Source organism: Nocardioides sp. Z24_21, from assembly GCF_058134345.1.
The window spans coordinates 403,055-419,062 of record NZ_JBYTTH010000003.1 but is presented as its reverse complement, the minus strand read 5'-3'; the positions used below and the strand labels follow the sequence as shown (position 1 = coordinate 419,062).

At 72.6% G+C, this 16,008-nt stretch carries 13 protein-coding genes, 1 tRNA gene and 1 rRNA gene; 8 read left to right on the top strand and 7 right to left on the bottom strand.

The features are described 5' to 3' along the window. Positions 1–141: 141 nt before the first annotated feature. From rrf to AC3X7Z_RS13505, 3 genes are all read left to right on the top strand, one after another. A 5S ribosomal RNA gene (gene rrf / locus AC3X7Z_RS13515) occupies positions 142–259 on the top strand. Positions 260–371: 112 nt separating this feature from the next. Next, complete coding sequence (locus AC3X7Z_RS13510; RefSeq protein ID WP_489976240.1) at positions 372–1,376, top strand: tetratricopeptide repeat protein; 1,005 nt, start codon at positions 372–374, stop codon at positions 1,374–1,376. Between the two features lie 185 nt (positions 1,377–1,561). Then, positions 1,562–2,089, top strand: coding sequence for a DUF3145 domain-containing protein (locus AC3X7Z_RS13505; RefSeq protein ID WP_489976239.1), 528 nt, complete (start codon positions 1,562–1,564; stop codon positions 2,087–2,089). Positions 2,090–2,142: 53 nt separating this feature from the next. On the opposite strand, the gene AC3X7Z_RS13500 is transcribed toward AC3X7Z_RS13505, so the two are convergent. From AC3X7Z_RS13500 to AC3X7Z_RS13475, 6 genes are all read right to left on the bottom strand, one after another. After that, a complete protein-coding gene (locus AC3X7Z_RS13500; RefSeq protein ID WP_186342658.1) occupies positions 2,143–3,573 on the bottom strand; it encodes an acyl-CoA carboxylase subunit beta in 1,431 nt (476 codons plus the stop codon). Positions 3,574–3,646: 73 nt separating this feature from the next. Next, on the bottom strand, positions 3,647–4,897 hold the full coding sequence (locus tag AC3X7Z_RS13495; protein ID WP_489976238.1) for a beta-ketoacyl-[acyl-carrier-protein] synthase family protein: 1,251 nt from the start codon (positions 4,895–4,897) through the stop codon (positions 3,647–3,649). Between the two features lie 89 nt (positions 4,898–4,986). After that, positions 4,987–5,232, bottom strand: a complete 246-nt coding sequence (locus AC3X7Z_RS13490) for an acyl carrier protein (protein WP_172260204.1) — start codon at positions 5,230–5,232, stop codon at positions 4,987–4,989. A 96-nt stretch (positions 5,233–5,328) separates the two neighbouring features. After that, positions 5,329–6,342, bottom strand: coding sequence for a beta-ketoacyl-ACP synthase III (locus tag AC3X7Z_RS13485; protein ID WP_489976237.1), 1,014 nt, complete (start codon positions 6,340–6,342; stop codon positions 5,329–5,331). Further along, entirely contained in the window at positions 6,342–7,526 is a 1,185-nt protein-coding gene (locus AC3X7Z_RS13480; protein WP_489976236.1) for an acyltransferase domain-containing protein, read from the bottom strand. Before AC3X7Z_RS13480 ends, AC3X7Z_RS13485 begins: the two co-directional genes overlap by 1 nt. Before the next feature lie 79 nt (positions 7,527–7,605). After that, positions 7,606–8,778 (bottom strand): PucR family transcriptional regulator, encoded by a 1,173-nt coding sequence (locus tag AC3X7Z_RS13475; RefSeq protein ID WP_241005374.1) that lies wholly within the window; start codon positions 8,776–8,778, stop codon positions 7,606–7,608. 211 nt (positions 8,779–8,989) lie between these two features. Between AC3X7Z_RS13475 and AC3X7Z_RS13470 the strand changes: the two genes are divergently transcribed. Beyond that, on the top strand, positions 8,990–9,973 hold the full coding sequence (locus AC3X7Z_RS13470) for an alpha/beta fold hydrolase (RefSeq protein ID WP_489976235.1): 984 nt from the start codon (positions 8,990–8,992) through the stop codon (positions 9,971–9,973). Positions 9,974–10,030: 57 nt separating this feature from the next. Here AC3X7Z_RS13470 and aceE read toward each other — a convergent pair whose 3' ends face one another. Beyond that, positions 10,031–12,826, bottom strand: a complete 2,796-nt coding sequence (gene aceE, locus AC3X7Z_RS13465; RefSeq protein ID WP_241005375.1) for a pyruvate dehydrogenase (acetyl-transferring), homodimeric type — start codon at positions 12,824–12,826, stop codon at positions 10,031–10,033. Between the two features lie 271 nt (positions 12,827–13,097). On the opposite strand from aceE, the gene AC3X7Z_RS13460 reads away from it, so the two are divergent. The 4 genes from AC3X7Z_RS13460 (at position 13,098) to AC3X7Z_RS13445 (ending at position 15,991) form a co-directional block, all read left to right on the top strand. Continuing rightward, positions 13,098–13,496, top strand: coding sequence for a DUF3052 domain-containing protein (locus tag AC3X7Z_RS13460; RefSeq protein WP_277395316.1), 399 nt, complete (start codon positions 13,098–13,100; stop codon positions 13,494–13,496). Beyond that, the gene (locus AC3X7Z_RS13455) at positions 13,493–15,214 is read left to right on the top strand and encodes an AMP-binding protein (protein ID WP_489976234.1); all 1,722 of its coding nucleotides are present in this window, start codon (positions 13,493–13,495) and stop codon (positions 15,212–15,214) included. Before AC3X7Z_RS13460 ends, AC3X7Z_RS13455 begins: the two co-directional genes overlap by 4 nt. Continuing rightward, entirely contained in the window at positions 15,211–15,681 is a 471-nt protein-coding gene (locus AC3X7Z_RS13450; RefSeq protein WP_489976233.1) for a peroxiredoxin, read from the top strand. Before AC3X7Z_RS13455 ends, AC3X7Z_RS13450 begins: the two co-directional genes overlap by 4 nt. Positions 15,682–15,919: 238 nt before the next feature. Then, positions 15,920–15,991, top strand: a tRNA-Val gene (locus AC3X7Z_RS13445). The last annotated feature ends 17 nt before the right edge of the window (positions 15,992–16,008 follow it).

Genomic DNA, 16,008 nt, shown 5'->3' with positions numbered 1-16,008 from the left:
GCCGACCGGTACTAATAGGCCGAGGGCTTGTCCCAACACCGTACAAGACCACACACGCGCAAAAGACGAACACACATATTCGCGTCCACTAAGCAGTTCCCAACCAACAAGCCCAGCAGGGTTTGATTGAGTTGAAAGAGTTACGGCGGCCATAGCGAAACGGGAAACACCCGGTCCCATACCGAACCCGGAAGTTAAGCCTTTCAGCGCCGATGGTACTGCAACCGAGAGGTTGTGGGAGAGTAGGACGCCGCCGGACATACATTTGGCAGGGGCCACCAGTGATCTGGTGGCCCCTGCGTCAGTTTGCGCCACGTGTGAGTAGCGTTGGCCCTGGACGGGGACAACGCGAGGAGAAGGGAAGTGCGGCTGTGGCCGAGGACCGTCGAGGACAGCGACCGTCACGGGGCGGGAGCGGCGCCGGCCGAGGAGGCTCGACCGCCGGCGGCCGTGGTGGCTCCAGCTCACGCAGTGGCCCGCGCAGCGACTCACGCGACAGCAGCACGCGTGGCGACGCCCGCGGCGCGAGCCGCTCCGGCGAGGGTCGGAGCGCGTCGGGCCGCCCGTCGTCCGGGGGCAAGGCCTCCGGGGGCAAGGCCTCCGGGGGCAAGCCGACCGGGGGCAAGCGGCCCGAGCGCGGTCAGGAGCGCTCCTTCCGCGGGCGCTCCGAGCAGGCACCGCGCACCGTCGACCAGGCCGCCTACGACGGACCCGACCTGCCCGAGGGGATCACGGGTGCCGAGCTCGACCGCGGCGTACGCGCGCAGCTCAAGGGCCTGCCCGAGAAGCTCGCGGCCCGGGTGGCCAGGCACCTCGCTGCCGCCGGGGCGTTCATCGACCAGGACCCCGAGCTCGCCTACCGTCACGCCCTCGCCGCACGCGCCCGCGCGTCGCGGATCGCGGTCGTGCGCGAGGCTGCCGGCGAGACCGCCTACGCCGCCGGCCACTACGCCGAGGCGCTGTCGGAGCTGCGGGCGGCCAAGCGGATGAACGGCGCCACCGACTACCTGCCGATCATGGCGGACTGTCACCGCGCGTTGGGCAACCCCGAGCAGGCCATCAAGCTGGCCAAGAGCCCGTCGGTGGCCAACTTCAGCGCCGAGGCGAAGGCCGAGATGACGCTGGTCGAGGCCGGAGCGCGCCGTGACATGGGCCAGCTCGATGCCGCGCTGCGCACCCTGGAGCTCGCCCCGCTGACCTCCAACAGTCGGGCGCCCTGGGTGGTGCGGCTGCGCTACGCCTACGCCGACACGCTCGAGGCCGCCGGGCGCGAGTCCGACGCGCTGGCGTGGTTCCACCGCACGCACGCGATCGACGCCGAGGAGCTGACCGACGCCGCGCAGCGAGCCGACGCCCTGGAGCGGCGGCAGTCCTGAGCCGGCCCCGGCGCCAGCGGGGGACGGGTCCCGGGACGGGCGTTCGGCGTGATCACTGGCGCTCGGACGCCACATGCGTCACAATGGTGGCCTAATCACATACGTGTCACTCGACATTCGTTGAGCACTGACGACAGACCGCTGGGGAAGGCGCATCTGGAGCGTCGGAACTCAAGGAGGTCACCGTGACCACACGCATTGCTTCCCGTCCGGACGGTCCGGCCACGAGGGGCATCCTTTACGTGCACTCAGCTCCCTCCGCACTCTGCCCGCACATCGAGTGGGCCGTGGGCGGAGTGTTGGGCGTGGCCGTGTCCCTCGACTGGACGCCTCAGCCTGCCCAGCCGGGCTCCTACCGTGCCGAGCTGTCGTGGACGGGCTCGGCCGGCACCGCCGCGGCCGTCGCGTCGGCGCTGCGTGGCTGGAACCACCTGCGCTTCGAGATCACCGAGGAGCCGACGAGCTCGACCGAGGGCACCCGCTTCTCCTGCACCCCCGACCTCGGCATCTTCCACGCGATCACCGGGCCGCACGGTGACATCCTGATCCCCGAGGACCGCCTCAAGGCGGCCGTGGTCAAGGCCGCCCTCGGCGACACCACGCTGCTGCTCGAGATCGACCAGCTGCTCGGCAAGCCGTGGGACGACGAGCTGGAGACCTTCCGGCACGCGGGCGAGGGCGCCCCGGTCCGCTGGCTCCACCAGGTGGTGTGAGCGAGCCGGGACGCCTCTCGGCCTGATCCTCTCCGCGGCGGGAGGGGCCGGCGTCAGAGCGGGATGTTGCCGTGGTGCCCGCGGCGTACGCCCGAGGTGTCGATCTCGTGGCGCATCGCCTGAGCGATCGCGCTGCGGGTGCGGGTGGGCTCGACGACCTCGTCCACCACGCCGATCTCGACGGCCTTGTCGACGCCGCCGGCGATGCGCTCGTGCTCGGCGGCCAGCTCCGCCTCGACCTGCGGACGGATCTCGGGGGAGACCTCGGCCAGCCGGCGGCGGTGCAGGATCCGGATCGCGGCCACCGCTCCCATCACGGCCACCTCCGCGCCGGGCCAGGCGAACACCCGGGTGGCTCCGAGCGAACGGGAGTTCATCGCGATGTAGGCGCCGCCGTAGGTCTTGCGGGTCACGAGCGTGACGCGGGGCACGACGCACTCGCCGAAGGCGTGCAGCAGCTTGGCACCGCGTCGCACGACGCCGTCCCACTCCTGGCCGACGCCGGGGAGGTATCCGGGCACGTCGACGAGAACGATCAGCGGCACCCCGAACGCGTCGCACATGCGCACGAAGCGGGACGCCTTCTCGGCCGACAGGGAGTCGAGGCAGCCGCCGAGGCGCAGCGGGTTGTTGGCGACCACGCCGACCGTGCGGCCGCCGAAACGGCCCAGGGCGGTGACGATGTTGGGCGCCCACCGGGCGTGCAGCTCCTGCATCGTGCCCTCGTCGAGCACTCCCTCGACGAGCGGGTGGACGTCGTAGGCCCGCTTCTTCGACTCCGGGAGCAGGGCCTCGAGGTCGCGGTCCTCCACGGAGTCGGCGGCCAGGCTGCCCTGGGCGCCGAGGAGCGAGGCGACCGTGCGGGCGCGGTCGAGCGCCTCGCGCTCGGACTCGGTGAGGATGTGCACCACGCCGGAGCGCCGGCCGTGGGGCTCCGGCCCGCCGAGGCGGAGCATGTCGACGTCCTCGCCGGTGACCGAGCGCACCACGTCGGGGCCGGTGACGAAGATGCGGCCCTCGGGACCGAGGATGACCACGTCGGTGAGCGCGGGCCCGTAGGCGGCGCCGCCGGCGGCGGGGCCGAGCACCACCGAGATCTGCGGGATCACGCCGGAGGCCTGCGTCATCACCTGGAAGATGCGTCCGACGGCGTGGAGGGACAGCACCCCCTCGGCGAGGCGGGCGCCGCCGGAGTGCCACAGCCCGATGATCGGGACACCGTCGGTGATCGCGCGGTGGTAGGCGTCGACCACCACCCGGCAGCCCACGTCGCCCATCGCGCCGCCCATGACGGTGGCGTCGCTGCAGAAGGCCACCACGGACGTGCCGTCGACGCGGCCCACCGCGGCGAGCATCCCCGAGTCGTCGTCGGGGGTGATCAGCTCGAGCGTGCCCTCGTCGAGCAGCGCGGTGAGCCGGTGGACCGGGTTGCGCGGGTCCTGCTCGCGGGGCAGCTTGGCGGGCTTGGTGGCCGTCGTCGTCATCAGGATCCTTCCGGTTCCCCGCGGTGTCGTCCGGGAGAGTCGCGAGCGGGGCTTTCGTGGGTGGGGGTGGTGCTCAGACGCTGCCGAAGGCCACCGCGACGTTGGCGCCGCCGAAGCCGAAGGAGTTGTTGAGCGCCACGATGTCGCCGTCGGGCAGGTCGCGCCGGGCCGTCGGGATGTCGAGCTCGACCTCGGGGTCACGCTCGTCGAGGTTGATCGTGGGCGGGCTGACCCGGTCGCGGAGGGCCATCACGGTCGCGACGGCCTCCAGTGCGCCGGCCCCGCCGAGCAGGTGGCCGGTCATCGACTTGGTGCTCGTGACCACGCAGCGGTCGACGTGCTCGCCGAGCACGGCGTGGAGCATCAGGCCCTCGGCGATGTCGCCCTTCGGCGTGGACGTGGCGTGGGCGTTGACGTGGACCACGGTGGCCGGGTCGACGTCGCCCTCGCGCAGCGCCATCCGGATCGCCCGGGTGCCGCCGCGACCCTCGGGGTCGGGCTGGGCGATGTCGTGGGCGTCGTTGCTGATGCCGGCGCCGCGCACCTCGGCGTAGATCGTCGCGCCGCGGGCCCGGGCGTGCTCCTCGGACTCGAGCACGAGCACGGCACCGCCCTCGCCGAGGACGAAGCCGTCGCGGCCGGTGTCCCAGGGGCGGGAGACCGTCGTCGGGTCGCCGCCGTCGTCGCTCGCGGTCTTGGACAGCGCCATCATGTTGGCGAACGCCGCCATGGGCAGCGGGTGGATCGCGGCCTCCGTGCCGCCGGCCAGGACGACGTCGGCGCGACCGAGTCGGATCAGGTCGAGGGCCATCGAGATGGCCTCGTTGCCCGATGCGCACGCCGAGGTGGGGGCGTGCACGGCGGCGCGGGCGCCGTACTTGAGGCTCACGTTGGCCGCCGGCGCGTTGGGCATGAGCATCGGCACGGCCAGCGGGGAGACCCGGCGGGCGCCCTTCTCGAGCAGCGCGTCGTAGTTGGCCAGGAGCGTGGTGACTCCGCCGATGCCCGACGCGAGGGCCACTCCCAGCCGCTCGGGCTCGAGGCCGGACCCTTCGAGGCCCGCGTCGGCCCACGCCTGGTCGGCGGCGACCATGGCGAACTGGCTGGACCGGTCGAGCCGGCGCGCCTTGACGCGCTCGAGGACCTCGGACGGCTCGACGGCGACCCGGCCGCCGATCTTCACCGGCAGCTGGTCGATCCACTCGTCGGTCAGGCGTGCGATGCCGGAGGTGCCGGACAGCATCGCCTGCCACGTGGAGGCGACGTCCCCTCCGAGGGGGGAGGTGGTGCCGAGGCCGGTGACGACTACGCGGGTCGAGGGCATCAGGTGAGGTTCCGTTCTCGCTTGGTGGGGGTCCTGGGTCACGGGGGCCGGGCTGGACTCCGGCCACCCGTGACGTGAGGGGACGAGCGTCAGCCCTGGGCGCGCTCGATGTAGGCGACGGCGTCGCCCACGGTCTTCAGGTTCTTGACCTCGTCGTCGGGGATGGTCACGCCGAACTTCTCCTCGGCGGCCACGACGACCTCCACCATGGAGAGCGAGTCGACGTCGAGGTCGTCCACGAAGGACTTGTCCAACTGGACGTCGTCGGCGTCGACGCCGGCCACCTCGTTGACGATCTCAGCGAGGTCGGCACGGATTTCTTCGGTGCTGGCCATGGGGCCTTCCCTTCTTGTTGTGTGGGTGCTGCTCGGTCTGTGCTGGTGCGGGTCTGTGGGGATGCCGTCCCGCCGTGCCCGGCGCGGCCGGGCGGGTCAGGGGACGGTGACGACCTGGGCGGCGTAGGCCAGTCCGGCGCCGAACGCGATGAGGAGGGCGGTGTCGCCGCTGCGGGCGTCGCCCTCGAGCATCATCCGGTCGAGCGCGAGCGGGACCGAGGCCGCCGACGTGTTGCCCTGGTCGGCGATGTCGCGGCCGATCCGCACGTGCTCGGGCAGCTTCATCGAGCGCGCCATCGCGTCGATGATGCGCATGTTGGCCTGGTGGGGGACGAAGACGTCGAGGTCGTCGGGGCTGACGCCGGCGGCGTCCATGGCCTGCTGGGCGACCTTGGCCATCGTGAAGGACGCCCATCGGAAGACCGGGTTGCCCTGCATCGTCAGGTGCGGCATCACGCCCGACCCGGGCGTGGTGTCGCTGCCGACGACGTCGCGCCAGTCCTCGCGCTGGCGGATGAGGTCGTACTGCTCCCCGTCGGAGCCCCACACCACGGGGCCGATGCCGGCGACGTCGCTGGGGCCGATCACCGCGGCGCCTGCGCCGTCGGCGAAGATGAACGCGGTGCCGCGGTCGTTCATGTCGGTGATGTCGGAGAGCCGCTCGACGCCGATCACCAGGACGTGCCCGGCGCTGCCGCCGCGCACCATGTCGGCGCCCAGCGCGACGGCGTGGCAGAAGCCGGCGCACGCGGCCGAGATGTCGAACGCCGCCGCGTGGTCGGTGCCGAGCTCGGTGGCGATCGCCGGCGCGATGGCCGGGGTCTGGAGGAGATGGCTGACCGTCGCGACGACGACGCAGTCGATCTGCTCGGGGCTGATGCCGGCGCGCTCGAGGGCCTGCCGCGAGGCGGCGACGCTCATCATCTGCACCGTCTCCTCGGGGGCGGCGAAGCGGCGGGTGCGGATGCCGGAGCGCTGCTGGATCCACTCGTCGCTGGACTCGATCGCCTCGACCACCTCGGAGTTGGGCACGATGCGCGAGGGGCGGTAGACGCCGAGGCCGAGGATGCGGGCGTGGGCGGCGCCGGTCGGGACGGTGATCGCCGCCATCAGAGCGAGGCCTCGGGGTGCAGGCGCAGGAGGGGCTGGCCGGGGGAGACCAGGTCGCCGTCCTCGACGAGCCACTCGACGACCGAGCCGCCGTGCGGCGCGGTGATGTCGGTGCGTTCGCGCAGGCTCGCCACCGCGCCGATCGTGGCGCCGGGGGCGAGCAGGTGGAGCTGCGCGGCCTCCGCGGAGAGGTGGAAGGTGCCCTTGGCGGGCGAGACGATCATCCGCCAGGTCGGGGTGGTCTCGATCATCGAGGCCTCGCCGTGCTTGTCGCAGAACTCGCGGGCCGCGTCGAGCTGGTCGGGCGTCTTGAGGGCGAAGGTCTCCACGCCCTTGAGCGCGCGCTTGGCGATGCCCGTGAGCGTGCCGGCGGGCGGCATCTCCAGGATGCCGGTGACGCCGAGGTCGCCCATCGTCTCCATGCACAGGTCCCAGCGGACCGGATTGGCGATCTGCCCGACGATGCGGCGGAGCACGTCGCGACCGTCGTGGACGACCTGGCCGTCGCGGTTGGAGATCACCGGGGTGCGCGGGTCGTGGGTGGAGACCGAGCGGGCCAGGGAGGCGAGGCGGTCGACCGCGGGCGCCATGTGCTCGGTGTGGAACGCGCCGGCGACGCTCAACGGCATCAGCCGCGCCTTGGCGGGCGGGTCGTCGGCGAACGCGGCCAGCTGCTCGATGGTGCCGGCGGCGACGACCTGACCGGGACCGTTGTCGTTGGCGGCGGTGAGTCCGTGGCGCTCGATCGTGGCGAGGACCTCGTCGCGGTCGCCACCGAGGACGGCCGTCATCCCGGTGGCGGTGGTGGTGGCCGCGTCGGCCATCGCGTTGCCCCGCTCGCGCACCAGCACCATCGCCTGCTCGGCGGTCATCACGCGCGCACCCGTCGCGGCGGTCAGCTCGCCGACGCTGTGGCCGGCGACCGCGCCGATGCGGGCGAACGCGTCGCCCGGGTGCGGGAAGAGGTCGAGGGCGGCGACCAGGCCGGTCGCGACCAGCAGCGGCTGGGCGATCTTGGTGTCGCGGATGGTCTCCGCGTCGGCCTCGGTGCCGTAGTGCGCCAGGTCGACGCCGGCGACGGTCGCCAGCCAGTCGAGGCGCGCGGCGAAGGTCGGGTCCTCCAGCCAGGGCGTGAGGAAACCGGGGGACTGGGCCCCTTGGCCGGGGGCGACGATGACGAGCACACGCCCACTCTGCCGGGTGGCGACCGCACGCCGCCGGTCCGACGCCGACGAATCTGACCCCCGGATCCTTGTAGGGTTCCTACAACTCCGTGCGTCCGGACTGGCGTCCCAGGATCAGGGCGAGCTGGAGCGCGAACGCCTCGCGCGGACGCGTCGGCGACCAGCCGGTGGTGTCGGTGATCTGGCGCAGCCGGTAGCGCACGGTGTTGGGGTGCACGAAGAGCGCACGTGCGGTCGCCTCGATCGAGGAGCCCTGCTCGAACCACGCCCCGAGCGTCTCGAGGAGGGTGCCGCGAGCCGCGACCAGCGGGAGGTAGACCTCGTCGACGAGGTGCCGGCGCGCGTGCCCGTCGCCGGCCAGCGCCCGCTCGGGGAGCAGGTCGCGGCTGGCCACCGGACGCGGGGCGTCGGGCCAACCGGTGGCGGCCCGGTGGGCCGACAGGGCGTCGCGGGCCGAGGCGCTGGCGTGGGCGAGGTCGGCGGTCACCTGCCCCACCACCACCGGGCCGTCGCCGAAGTGCTCGAGGAGCCGGGTCGCGGCCGGCAGCGGGTCGCTCACCCCGCCGAGGACGACGACGAGCCGATCACCCTGCGTGGCGCACAGGGCGTCCATCCCGCCGGCGCGCGCCGAGCGGCGTACGGACTCGAAGACGTCGAGCTCCGCGCGGTGCGGAGGCGGCGAGCCCAGCACCACGGCGACGTCGCCGTGGGCTCCCCAGCCCAGCGCGCTCGCCCGGGAGAGCACGGCCTCGTCGGCCTCGGCCCGCACCACCGCGTCGACCACGAGGGCCTCGAGGCGGGCGTCCCAGGCGCCGCGCGACTCCGCGGCGCGGGCGTAGACGGCGGCGGTGGCGAAGGCGACCTCGCGGGCGTAGCGCAGCACCGCGTCGTGCACCTCGCGGGCGTCCTCGGGGTGGAGGAGGGCGTCGATGGTGGTCTCGACGACCCGGATGCTGAGCCGCACCAGCTCGACCGTCTGCTGGAGCGAGATCACGCCGGTCAGCTCGCGCGGCGCGGCGCCGAACACCACCACGTCGAGCGGGTCGTGCGACGACGCCTCGATCTCGCGGTCGTACCAGTCGACGAAGCCGCGGATGCCGGCCTGCACGATCAGCCCGACCCACGACCGGTCCTCGGCGCTCAGGTCGTCGAACCACGGGAGGTCGGTCGACATCCGGGCCGTGGCCGCGGTGCTGAGCGCTCCCGTGGAGTTGCGCAGCGCCTCGGCGGCGCGACGTCTGGAGGCGGACACGGCACGACTGTAGTGGGACCGGCCGGGTAGTGGGATTCCCACGAAGCCCACCCGCGTGGCGCGGGCGGGAGCCGGGTGGGGGGCCGGGTCGGGGGCGGGTGCGGTCGAAGGTCACGAGTCCGCATCGCTGCGGCCGGTGCGGGGTACGTGGACGTCCACTCTGGTTGAATCCGCGACAGTCCGCGCCGCGCGGCCGAGGGGGAGGTCGAGAGTGCCCAGCAACAGCAGCCCGCAGGTCGAGCACGTGACCGTCCACGGCCACCGGCGCGCCTTCGTCCGCGCCGGGTCGGGGCCCGTGGTGCTGCTGCTCCACGGCCTCGGCTGCGACCACACCACCTGGGACCCGGTGATCACCTCGCTGTCGCGGACCCACACCGTGCTCGCTCCCGACCTGCTGGGCCACGGCTCGTCCGACAAGCCCCGGGCCGACTACAGCGTCGGCGGCTACGCCAACGGCATGCGCGACCTGCTGACCGTGCTGGGCATCGACACCGCCACGGTGGTCGGGCACAGCTTCGGTGGGGGAGTGGCGATGCAGTTCGCCTACCAGTACCCCGAGCGGACCGAGCGCCTGGTGCTCGTCGGGTCCGGCGGCCTCGGCCCCGAGGTGCACCCGGCCATCCGCGCGATCACCACGCCGGGGTTCCACCAGGTCATGGGCGTGCTCACCGCACCGGGACTGCGCCACGCCGCCACGACCACCCTCCGCGTGCTCGCCGGCACCGGGGTGTCCCGGCTGCGCGACCTCGACGAGGTCGCCGCGATCTACGACTCGTTCAAGGACCCCAGCGCCCGGGCGGCGATCCGACACGTCGTGCGGGCCGTCGTGGACTGGAGGGGCCAGGTCGTCACGATGGCCGACCGGGCCTACCTGACCGAGGCGATGCCGATGTGCGTCGTGTGGGGCTCCGACGACATGGTCATCCCGGCCCGCCACGCCGGCACCGCCCGCACCCTCGCGCCGACCGCGCGGATCGAGATCATCCCCAACGCCGGCCACTTCCCGCACCGCGACCACCCCGAGCGGTTCGCCAGGATCGTGCGCGACTTCATCCGCACCACCGAGCCCAGCCGGCACGACCGAGACCGGTGGCGCGAGCTGCTGCACGACGGTGCGGCGCTCGCCCCGGCCGAGGCGCCTGCCGGCGACGCGCCCGTCGCGCCGCTGGACGACGTACGCGCGACGCCCGCCTGACCCGGGCGGTGGTCCGGGTCGGGCGGGCGTCGGCGCTTCGCGGACGTCGGCGAGCCGTCAGGCGTCGCCACCCTCCTGCTTGATGTCCTGGGTCGCGGTCGGGTCGTCGATGCGGTAGCGCTGGGCGGCCTCGACGACCTTCTCCACCGGGAAGTCGCCGGCGTCGGCCAGGGCCTGGAGCGCCTGGACGACGACGCTGACGGCGTCGATGTGGAAGAACCGGCGCGCGGCCGGGCGGGTGTCGGCGAAGCCGAACCCGTCCGCACCGAGGACGCGGTAGTCGGCCGGCACCCAGCGCGCGATCTGGAGCGGGACCGCCCGCATGTAGTCGGACACGGCGACGACCGGGCCCTGCACGTCGGCGAGCCTCTCGCTGACGTAGGGGGTGCGGCGCTGCTCGCCCGGGTTGAGCAGGTTCCACTGCTCGGCGGCGGCACCGTCGCGGGCCAGCTCGTTCCACGACGTCACGGACCACAGGTCGGACTGGACGCCCCAGTCCTCGGCCAGCAGGCGGGCCGCCTCCTGGATCCACGGGTAGCCGACGCCCGAGGCCATCAGCTGGACCCGCGGACCCTCGCCGTCGGCGGTGGCGACGCGGTGGATGCCCCGCAGGATCCCGTCGACGTCGACGTCGGCCGGCTCGGCGGGCTGGGAGACCGGCTCGTTGTAGACGGTGAGGTAGAAGATGACGTCCTCGCCGTGGCCCTCGGGCCCGCCGGTGCCGTACATCCGCTGGAGGCCGCTCTGCATGATGTGGGCGATCTCGTAGGCGAACGCGGGGTCGTAGTGGACGACCGCCGGGTTGGTCGCCGCCAGCAGCGGCGAGTGGCCGTCGGCGTGCTGGAGGCCCTCGCCGGTCAGGGTGGTGCGACCCGCGGTGGCGCCGATGAGGAAGCCGCGGGCGAGCTGGTCGGCCATCGCCCAGATCGAGTCGCCCGTGCGCTGGAAGCCGAACATCGAGTAGAAGATGTAGAACGGGATCATGTGCTCGCCGTGCGTGGAGTAGGCCGAGCCGGCGGCCGTCGCCGACGCCACGGCACCTGCCTCGGAGATGCCCTCGTGGAGCATCTGGCCCTGCGCGGACTCCTTGTAGGACAGCAGCAGCTTGCGGTCGACCGACTCGTACTGCTGCCCGCCCGGGTTGTAGACCTTGGCGCTCGGGAACATCGAGTCCATGCCGAAGGTGCGGTACTCGTCGGGCGCGATCGGCACGATGCGCTCGCCGATGCCGGGGTCCTTCATCCAGTCGCGCAGCTGGCGCACGACGGCCATCGTGGTGGCGATCTTGTTCTTGCCCGAGCCCTGCTTGAGCTCGGCGTACATCTCGTCGCCGGGCAGCTTGAGGGACGAGGCGCGGTTGACGCGGCGGGGGATCGAGCCGCCGAGGGCCCTGCGGCGCTCGAGCATGTACTCGACCTCCGGGGCCTCGGAGCCGGGGTGGAAGAACGGGGCGCCGCCCGTCTTCTCGTAGGACTCCTCGAGGTCGCGGTCGCTGATCGGCAGGTAGAGCCGGTCGCGGAACTTCTTGAGGTCGCCCAGGGTCAGCTTCTTCATCTGGTGGGTGGCGTTCTTGCCCTCGAGGGCGTCGATCGTCCAGCCCTTGATGGTGTGGGCGAGGATCACCGTCGGCTGACCGGTGTGCTTGGTCGCGGCGTCGAACGCGGCGTAGACCTTGCGGTAGTCGTGACCGCCGCGCGGCAGCTTCTCGATCTGCGAGTCCGACATGTGCTGGACCATCGCGCGCAGGCGCGGGTCGCCGCCGAAGAAGTGCTCGCGGACGTAGGCGCCGTCCTCGGTGGAGTAGGTCTGGAACGCGCCGTCGGGCGTGGAGTTCATCTGGTTGACCAGGACGCCGTCGACGTCGCGCGCCAGCAGCGCGTCCCACTCGCGGCCCCACACGACCTTGATGACGTTCCACCCGGCGCCGCGGAAGTTGGCCTCGAGCTCCTGGATGATCTTGCCGTTGCCGGTGACCGGGCCGTCGAGCTGCTGGAGGTTGCAGTTGATGACCCAGGTGAGGTTGTCGAGCTCCTCGCGCGCCGCCACGCGGATGGCGCCGAGCGACTCGGGCTCGGCCATCTCGCCGTCGCCCATGAACGCCCACACGCGCTGCTGGTCGGTGCCCTTGATGCCGCGGTTGTCGAGGTAGCGGTTGAAGCGGGCCTGGTAGATCGAGTTGATGGCCGTCAGGCCCATCGACACGGTCGGGAACTCCCAGAAGTCGGGCATCAGGCGCGGGTGCGGGTAGGACGGCAGGCCGGCGCCCTTGCCGTGCTGGACCTCCTGGCGGAAGCGGTAGAGCTGCGACTCGCTCAGCCGACCCTCGAGGAACGCGCGGGCGTAGACGCCCGGCGAGCCGTGGCCCTGGATGTAGACCTGGTCGCCGCCGCCCTCGTGGTCCTTGCCGCGGAAGAAGTGGTTGAAGCCGACCTCGTAGAGGCTGGCCGAGGACTGGTAGGTGGCGATGTGGCCGCCGACCTCGAGGCCCTTGCGGTTGGCCGAGGACACCATCACCGCGGCGTTCCACCGGATGAAGGCGCGGATGCGGCGCTCCACCTCCTCGTCGCCGGGGAACCACGGCTCGCGCTCGGGCGGGATGGTGTTGATGTAGTCGGTCGAGCGCAGCGCGGGAACGCCGACCTGCTTCTCGCGCGAGCGCTCGAGCAGTCGCAGCATGAGGTAGCGGGCCCGGTCGCGGCCGCGATCGTCCAGCATCGCGTCGAAGGACGCGAGCCACTCCTGCGTCTCGTCGGGATCGATGTCGGGCAGCTGGGTGGGCAGACCCTCGTGGATCACCGACGCGATGGCCGGGTTCTTGCTGGACTTCTCGCTGGACTTCTCGGCGTCACTCACCTGCTCATCGTGTCACGGTCCACCGCGCCACGAAATCTACCGGCGGGTAGTCCCATCGTGCGTGCACGCACGCGCCGTCTCAGCCCCGGCCCGAGGCGTCCGGACGGTCGCGGACGTGGCGCGTGGGCACGCGCGACCACCCGGTGGGGGTGGCCCGGGGTTGCGGCGCCTGCCGTGTTCCTGTGGACTGTGCGCACTGCCTGACCACAACGGTCGGGCACCCGGACATGGGAGGCACTGCGTGAGCTCGACGGTGGGCGATTCTGCCCCGGTGACAGGAGCGGGGGACCGGCTGGGCCTCAAGCCCGGCATGGTCGTCCAGGAACTCGGCTGGGACAACGACACCGATGACGAGCTTCGCGTCGCGGTCGAGGACACCATCGACGCCGACATGGTCGACGGCGACTACGGCAACGTCGTCGACGCGGTCCTGCTGTGGTGGCGCGACGACGACGGCGACCTCGTGGACGGCCTCGTCGACGCGCTCACCGACCTCGTCGGCGGTGGCTCGATCTGGCTGCTCACCCCGAAGGTGGGCCGGTCAGGGAGCGTGGACGCGGCCGACATCTCCGAGGCGGCCCCGATCGCAGGCCTCGCGCAGACGACGACCGCGGCAGTGAGCAAGGACTGGCAGGCCACCCGGCTGGTCGCCCCGAAGACCCCCGCGTGACGGCTCGCGCCCTCGCCTCGACCCTGGTGGGCCGGGCGTCGGGCGCCGCCACCACCGTCCGCGTGCTGGGCCGCGCGGGCGTGATCCGCCCCTACGCCCCCCGCACCCTGCTCGACGTCGGGCGCACGGTCGTGCGCTGGGGCACCGGCCCGGCCGGCGGCTTCGCGAGCCTCGCCGCCCGAGCCCCGCACCAGGTGGGGATCGTCGACGAGCTCGGTGAGCTCACCTGGGGCGAGCTGGACCGGCGCTCCAACGCCCTGGCCCGCGCGCTGGCCGATCGCGGCGTGGCCGAGGGCGACGCGGTCGCGATCATGTGCCGCAACCACCGCGGCTTCGTCGAGGCGTCCGTCGCGGCCGCCAAGCTGGGCGCCGACATCCTCTACCTCAACACCGCCTTCGCCGGCCCCCAGCTCGTCGACGTGCTCGCCCGCGAGGCGCCGCGCCTGGTCGTGCACGACGAGGAGTTCACGCCCCTGCTCGCCCGCGCGGAGGTCGAGCGGCGGGTGCTGGCCTGGACCGACGCCCCCACCGACACCCCGGCCGACACCCCGGCCGACACCTCGACCGGCGGCGGGGTGGGGGGCGAGGAGACCGTCGAGGAGACCGTCGAGCGGCTGGTGACGGCGTACGACGTCGGCGACCTGCACCCGCCGGCGCGCCACGCCCGGGTGGTGGTCCTGACGTCCGGCACGACCGGCCCGCCCAAGGGCGCCCCGCGCCGCGAGGCGGGGGTCGACGCGGCGGTGGGGCTGCTCTCGCGGATGCCGCTGCGGGCCGGACGCCGCACCCACATCGCGGCGCCGCTGTTCCACACCTGGGGCTTCGCGCACCTCGCGCTGTCGATGCTGCTCGGCTCGACGATCGTGCTGCGGCGCGGCTTCGACCCGGAGGATGCCCTGCGCACCGCCGAGTCCGAGCGCTGCGAGTCGCTGGTCGTCATCCCGGTGATGCTCCAGCGGATGCTCGCCCTCGACCCCGCCGCCCTCGACCGCGTCGACCTCTCCCGCGTGCGAGTCGTCGCCTCGTCCGGGTCGGCGCTGCCCGCGACCCTCGCGCACGCGTGGATGGACCGCTTCGGCGACAACCTCTACAACATCTACGGCTCGACCGAGGTCGCCTACGCCTCGGTCGCGACGCCGGAGGACCTGCGGGCCGACCCGACGTCCGCCGGTCGCCCGCCCCACGGCACGGTCGTGAGGATCCTCGACGACGCCGGCCACGAGGTCCCGCGCGGCGAGACCGGGCGGATCTTCGTCGGCAACGGCCTGCTCTTCGAGGGCTACACCGGAGGCGGCTCGAAGGAGGTCGTCGACGGGCTCATGTGCTCCGGTGACCTGGGCCACCTCGACGCGGCCGGTCGCCTGCACGTCGCGGGCCGCGACGACGACATGATCGTCTCGGGCGGCGAGAACGTCTTCCCGCGCGAGGTCGAGGACTGCCTCGTCGCCCACGAGGCGGTGGGGGAGGTCGCCGCCGTCGGTGTCGCCGACGAGGACTATGGTCAGCGTCTGCGCGCCTTCGTGGTGCGCACCGGCGAGGTCTCGGCCGACGAGCTGCGCGAGCACGTGCGGGTCAGCCTGGCCCGGTTCAAGGTGCCGCGCGAGATCGTCTTCGTCGACGAGCTCCCGCGCAACGCAACGGGCAAGGTCCTCAGGCGCGACCTGGCCCGGTGGGACGACGAGACGGACGACGAGAAGGACGGCGAGGGACCACCGTGACGAGCAACGGACTGTGCATGGGTGAGGCGGCTCCCGACTTCACGCTGCGCGACCAGTTCGGCCAGGACGTGCGGCTCAGCGACTTCCACGGCCGCAAGGCGGTCGTGCTGATGTTCTTCCCGTTCGCCTTCTCCGGCGTGTGCACCGGCGAGCTGTCGGGGGTCCGCGACCGGCTCGACGAGTTCCTCACCTTCGACACCGAGGTGCTGGCCGTCTCGTGCGACTCGGTCTACGCGCTGCGCACCTTCGCCGAGGCCGAGGGGCTCAACTTCCCGCTGCTGTCCGACTGGTGGCCGCACGGCGCCGTCACCTCCGCCTACGAGGTCTTCGACGAGACCAAGGGCGCCCCGCGCCGCTCGTCCTACGTCATCGATCGTGAGGGCCGGCTGCGCTGGTCGGTGCACAACGCGAGCCTCGACGGTCGTGACCTCGAGGAGCACCTGCGCGAGCTGCACGCGGCTCTCTAGCCGGTCTCCAGCCGGGCCTCGCGGGCCTCCGGGCCGCTGCGGTCTAGACCGATCGTCCCCAGATCCGCGATTCGGGGCACCCCCTTGAGGGGGTCGTGTAACGTTCTTCTTGTTGAACCGCTGGTGACCCGAGACGCCAGCGGTTCAACTCATTTCCGGGCACGGTGCCCCCGCGTGAGACGGCCCGCTCCGACGGTTTGCCGAGCGCGGTGCGCGGTCCCGTAGGGTGTGCCACTGCGCGTCGGTAGCTCAGCGGTAGAGCACTCGGTTTACACCCGAGCGGTCGGCGGTTCGAAACCGTCCCGACGCACTCCTTCCACCGGGTGC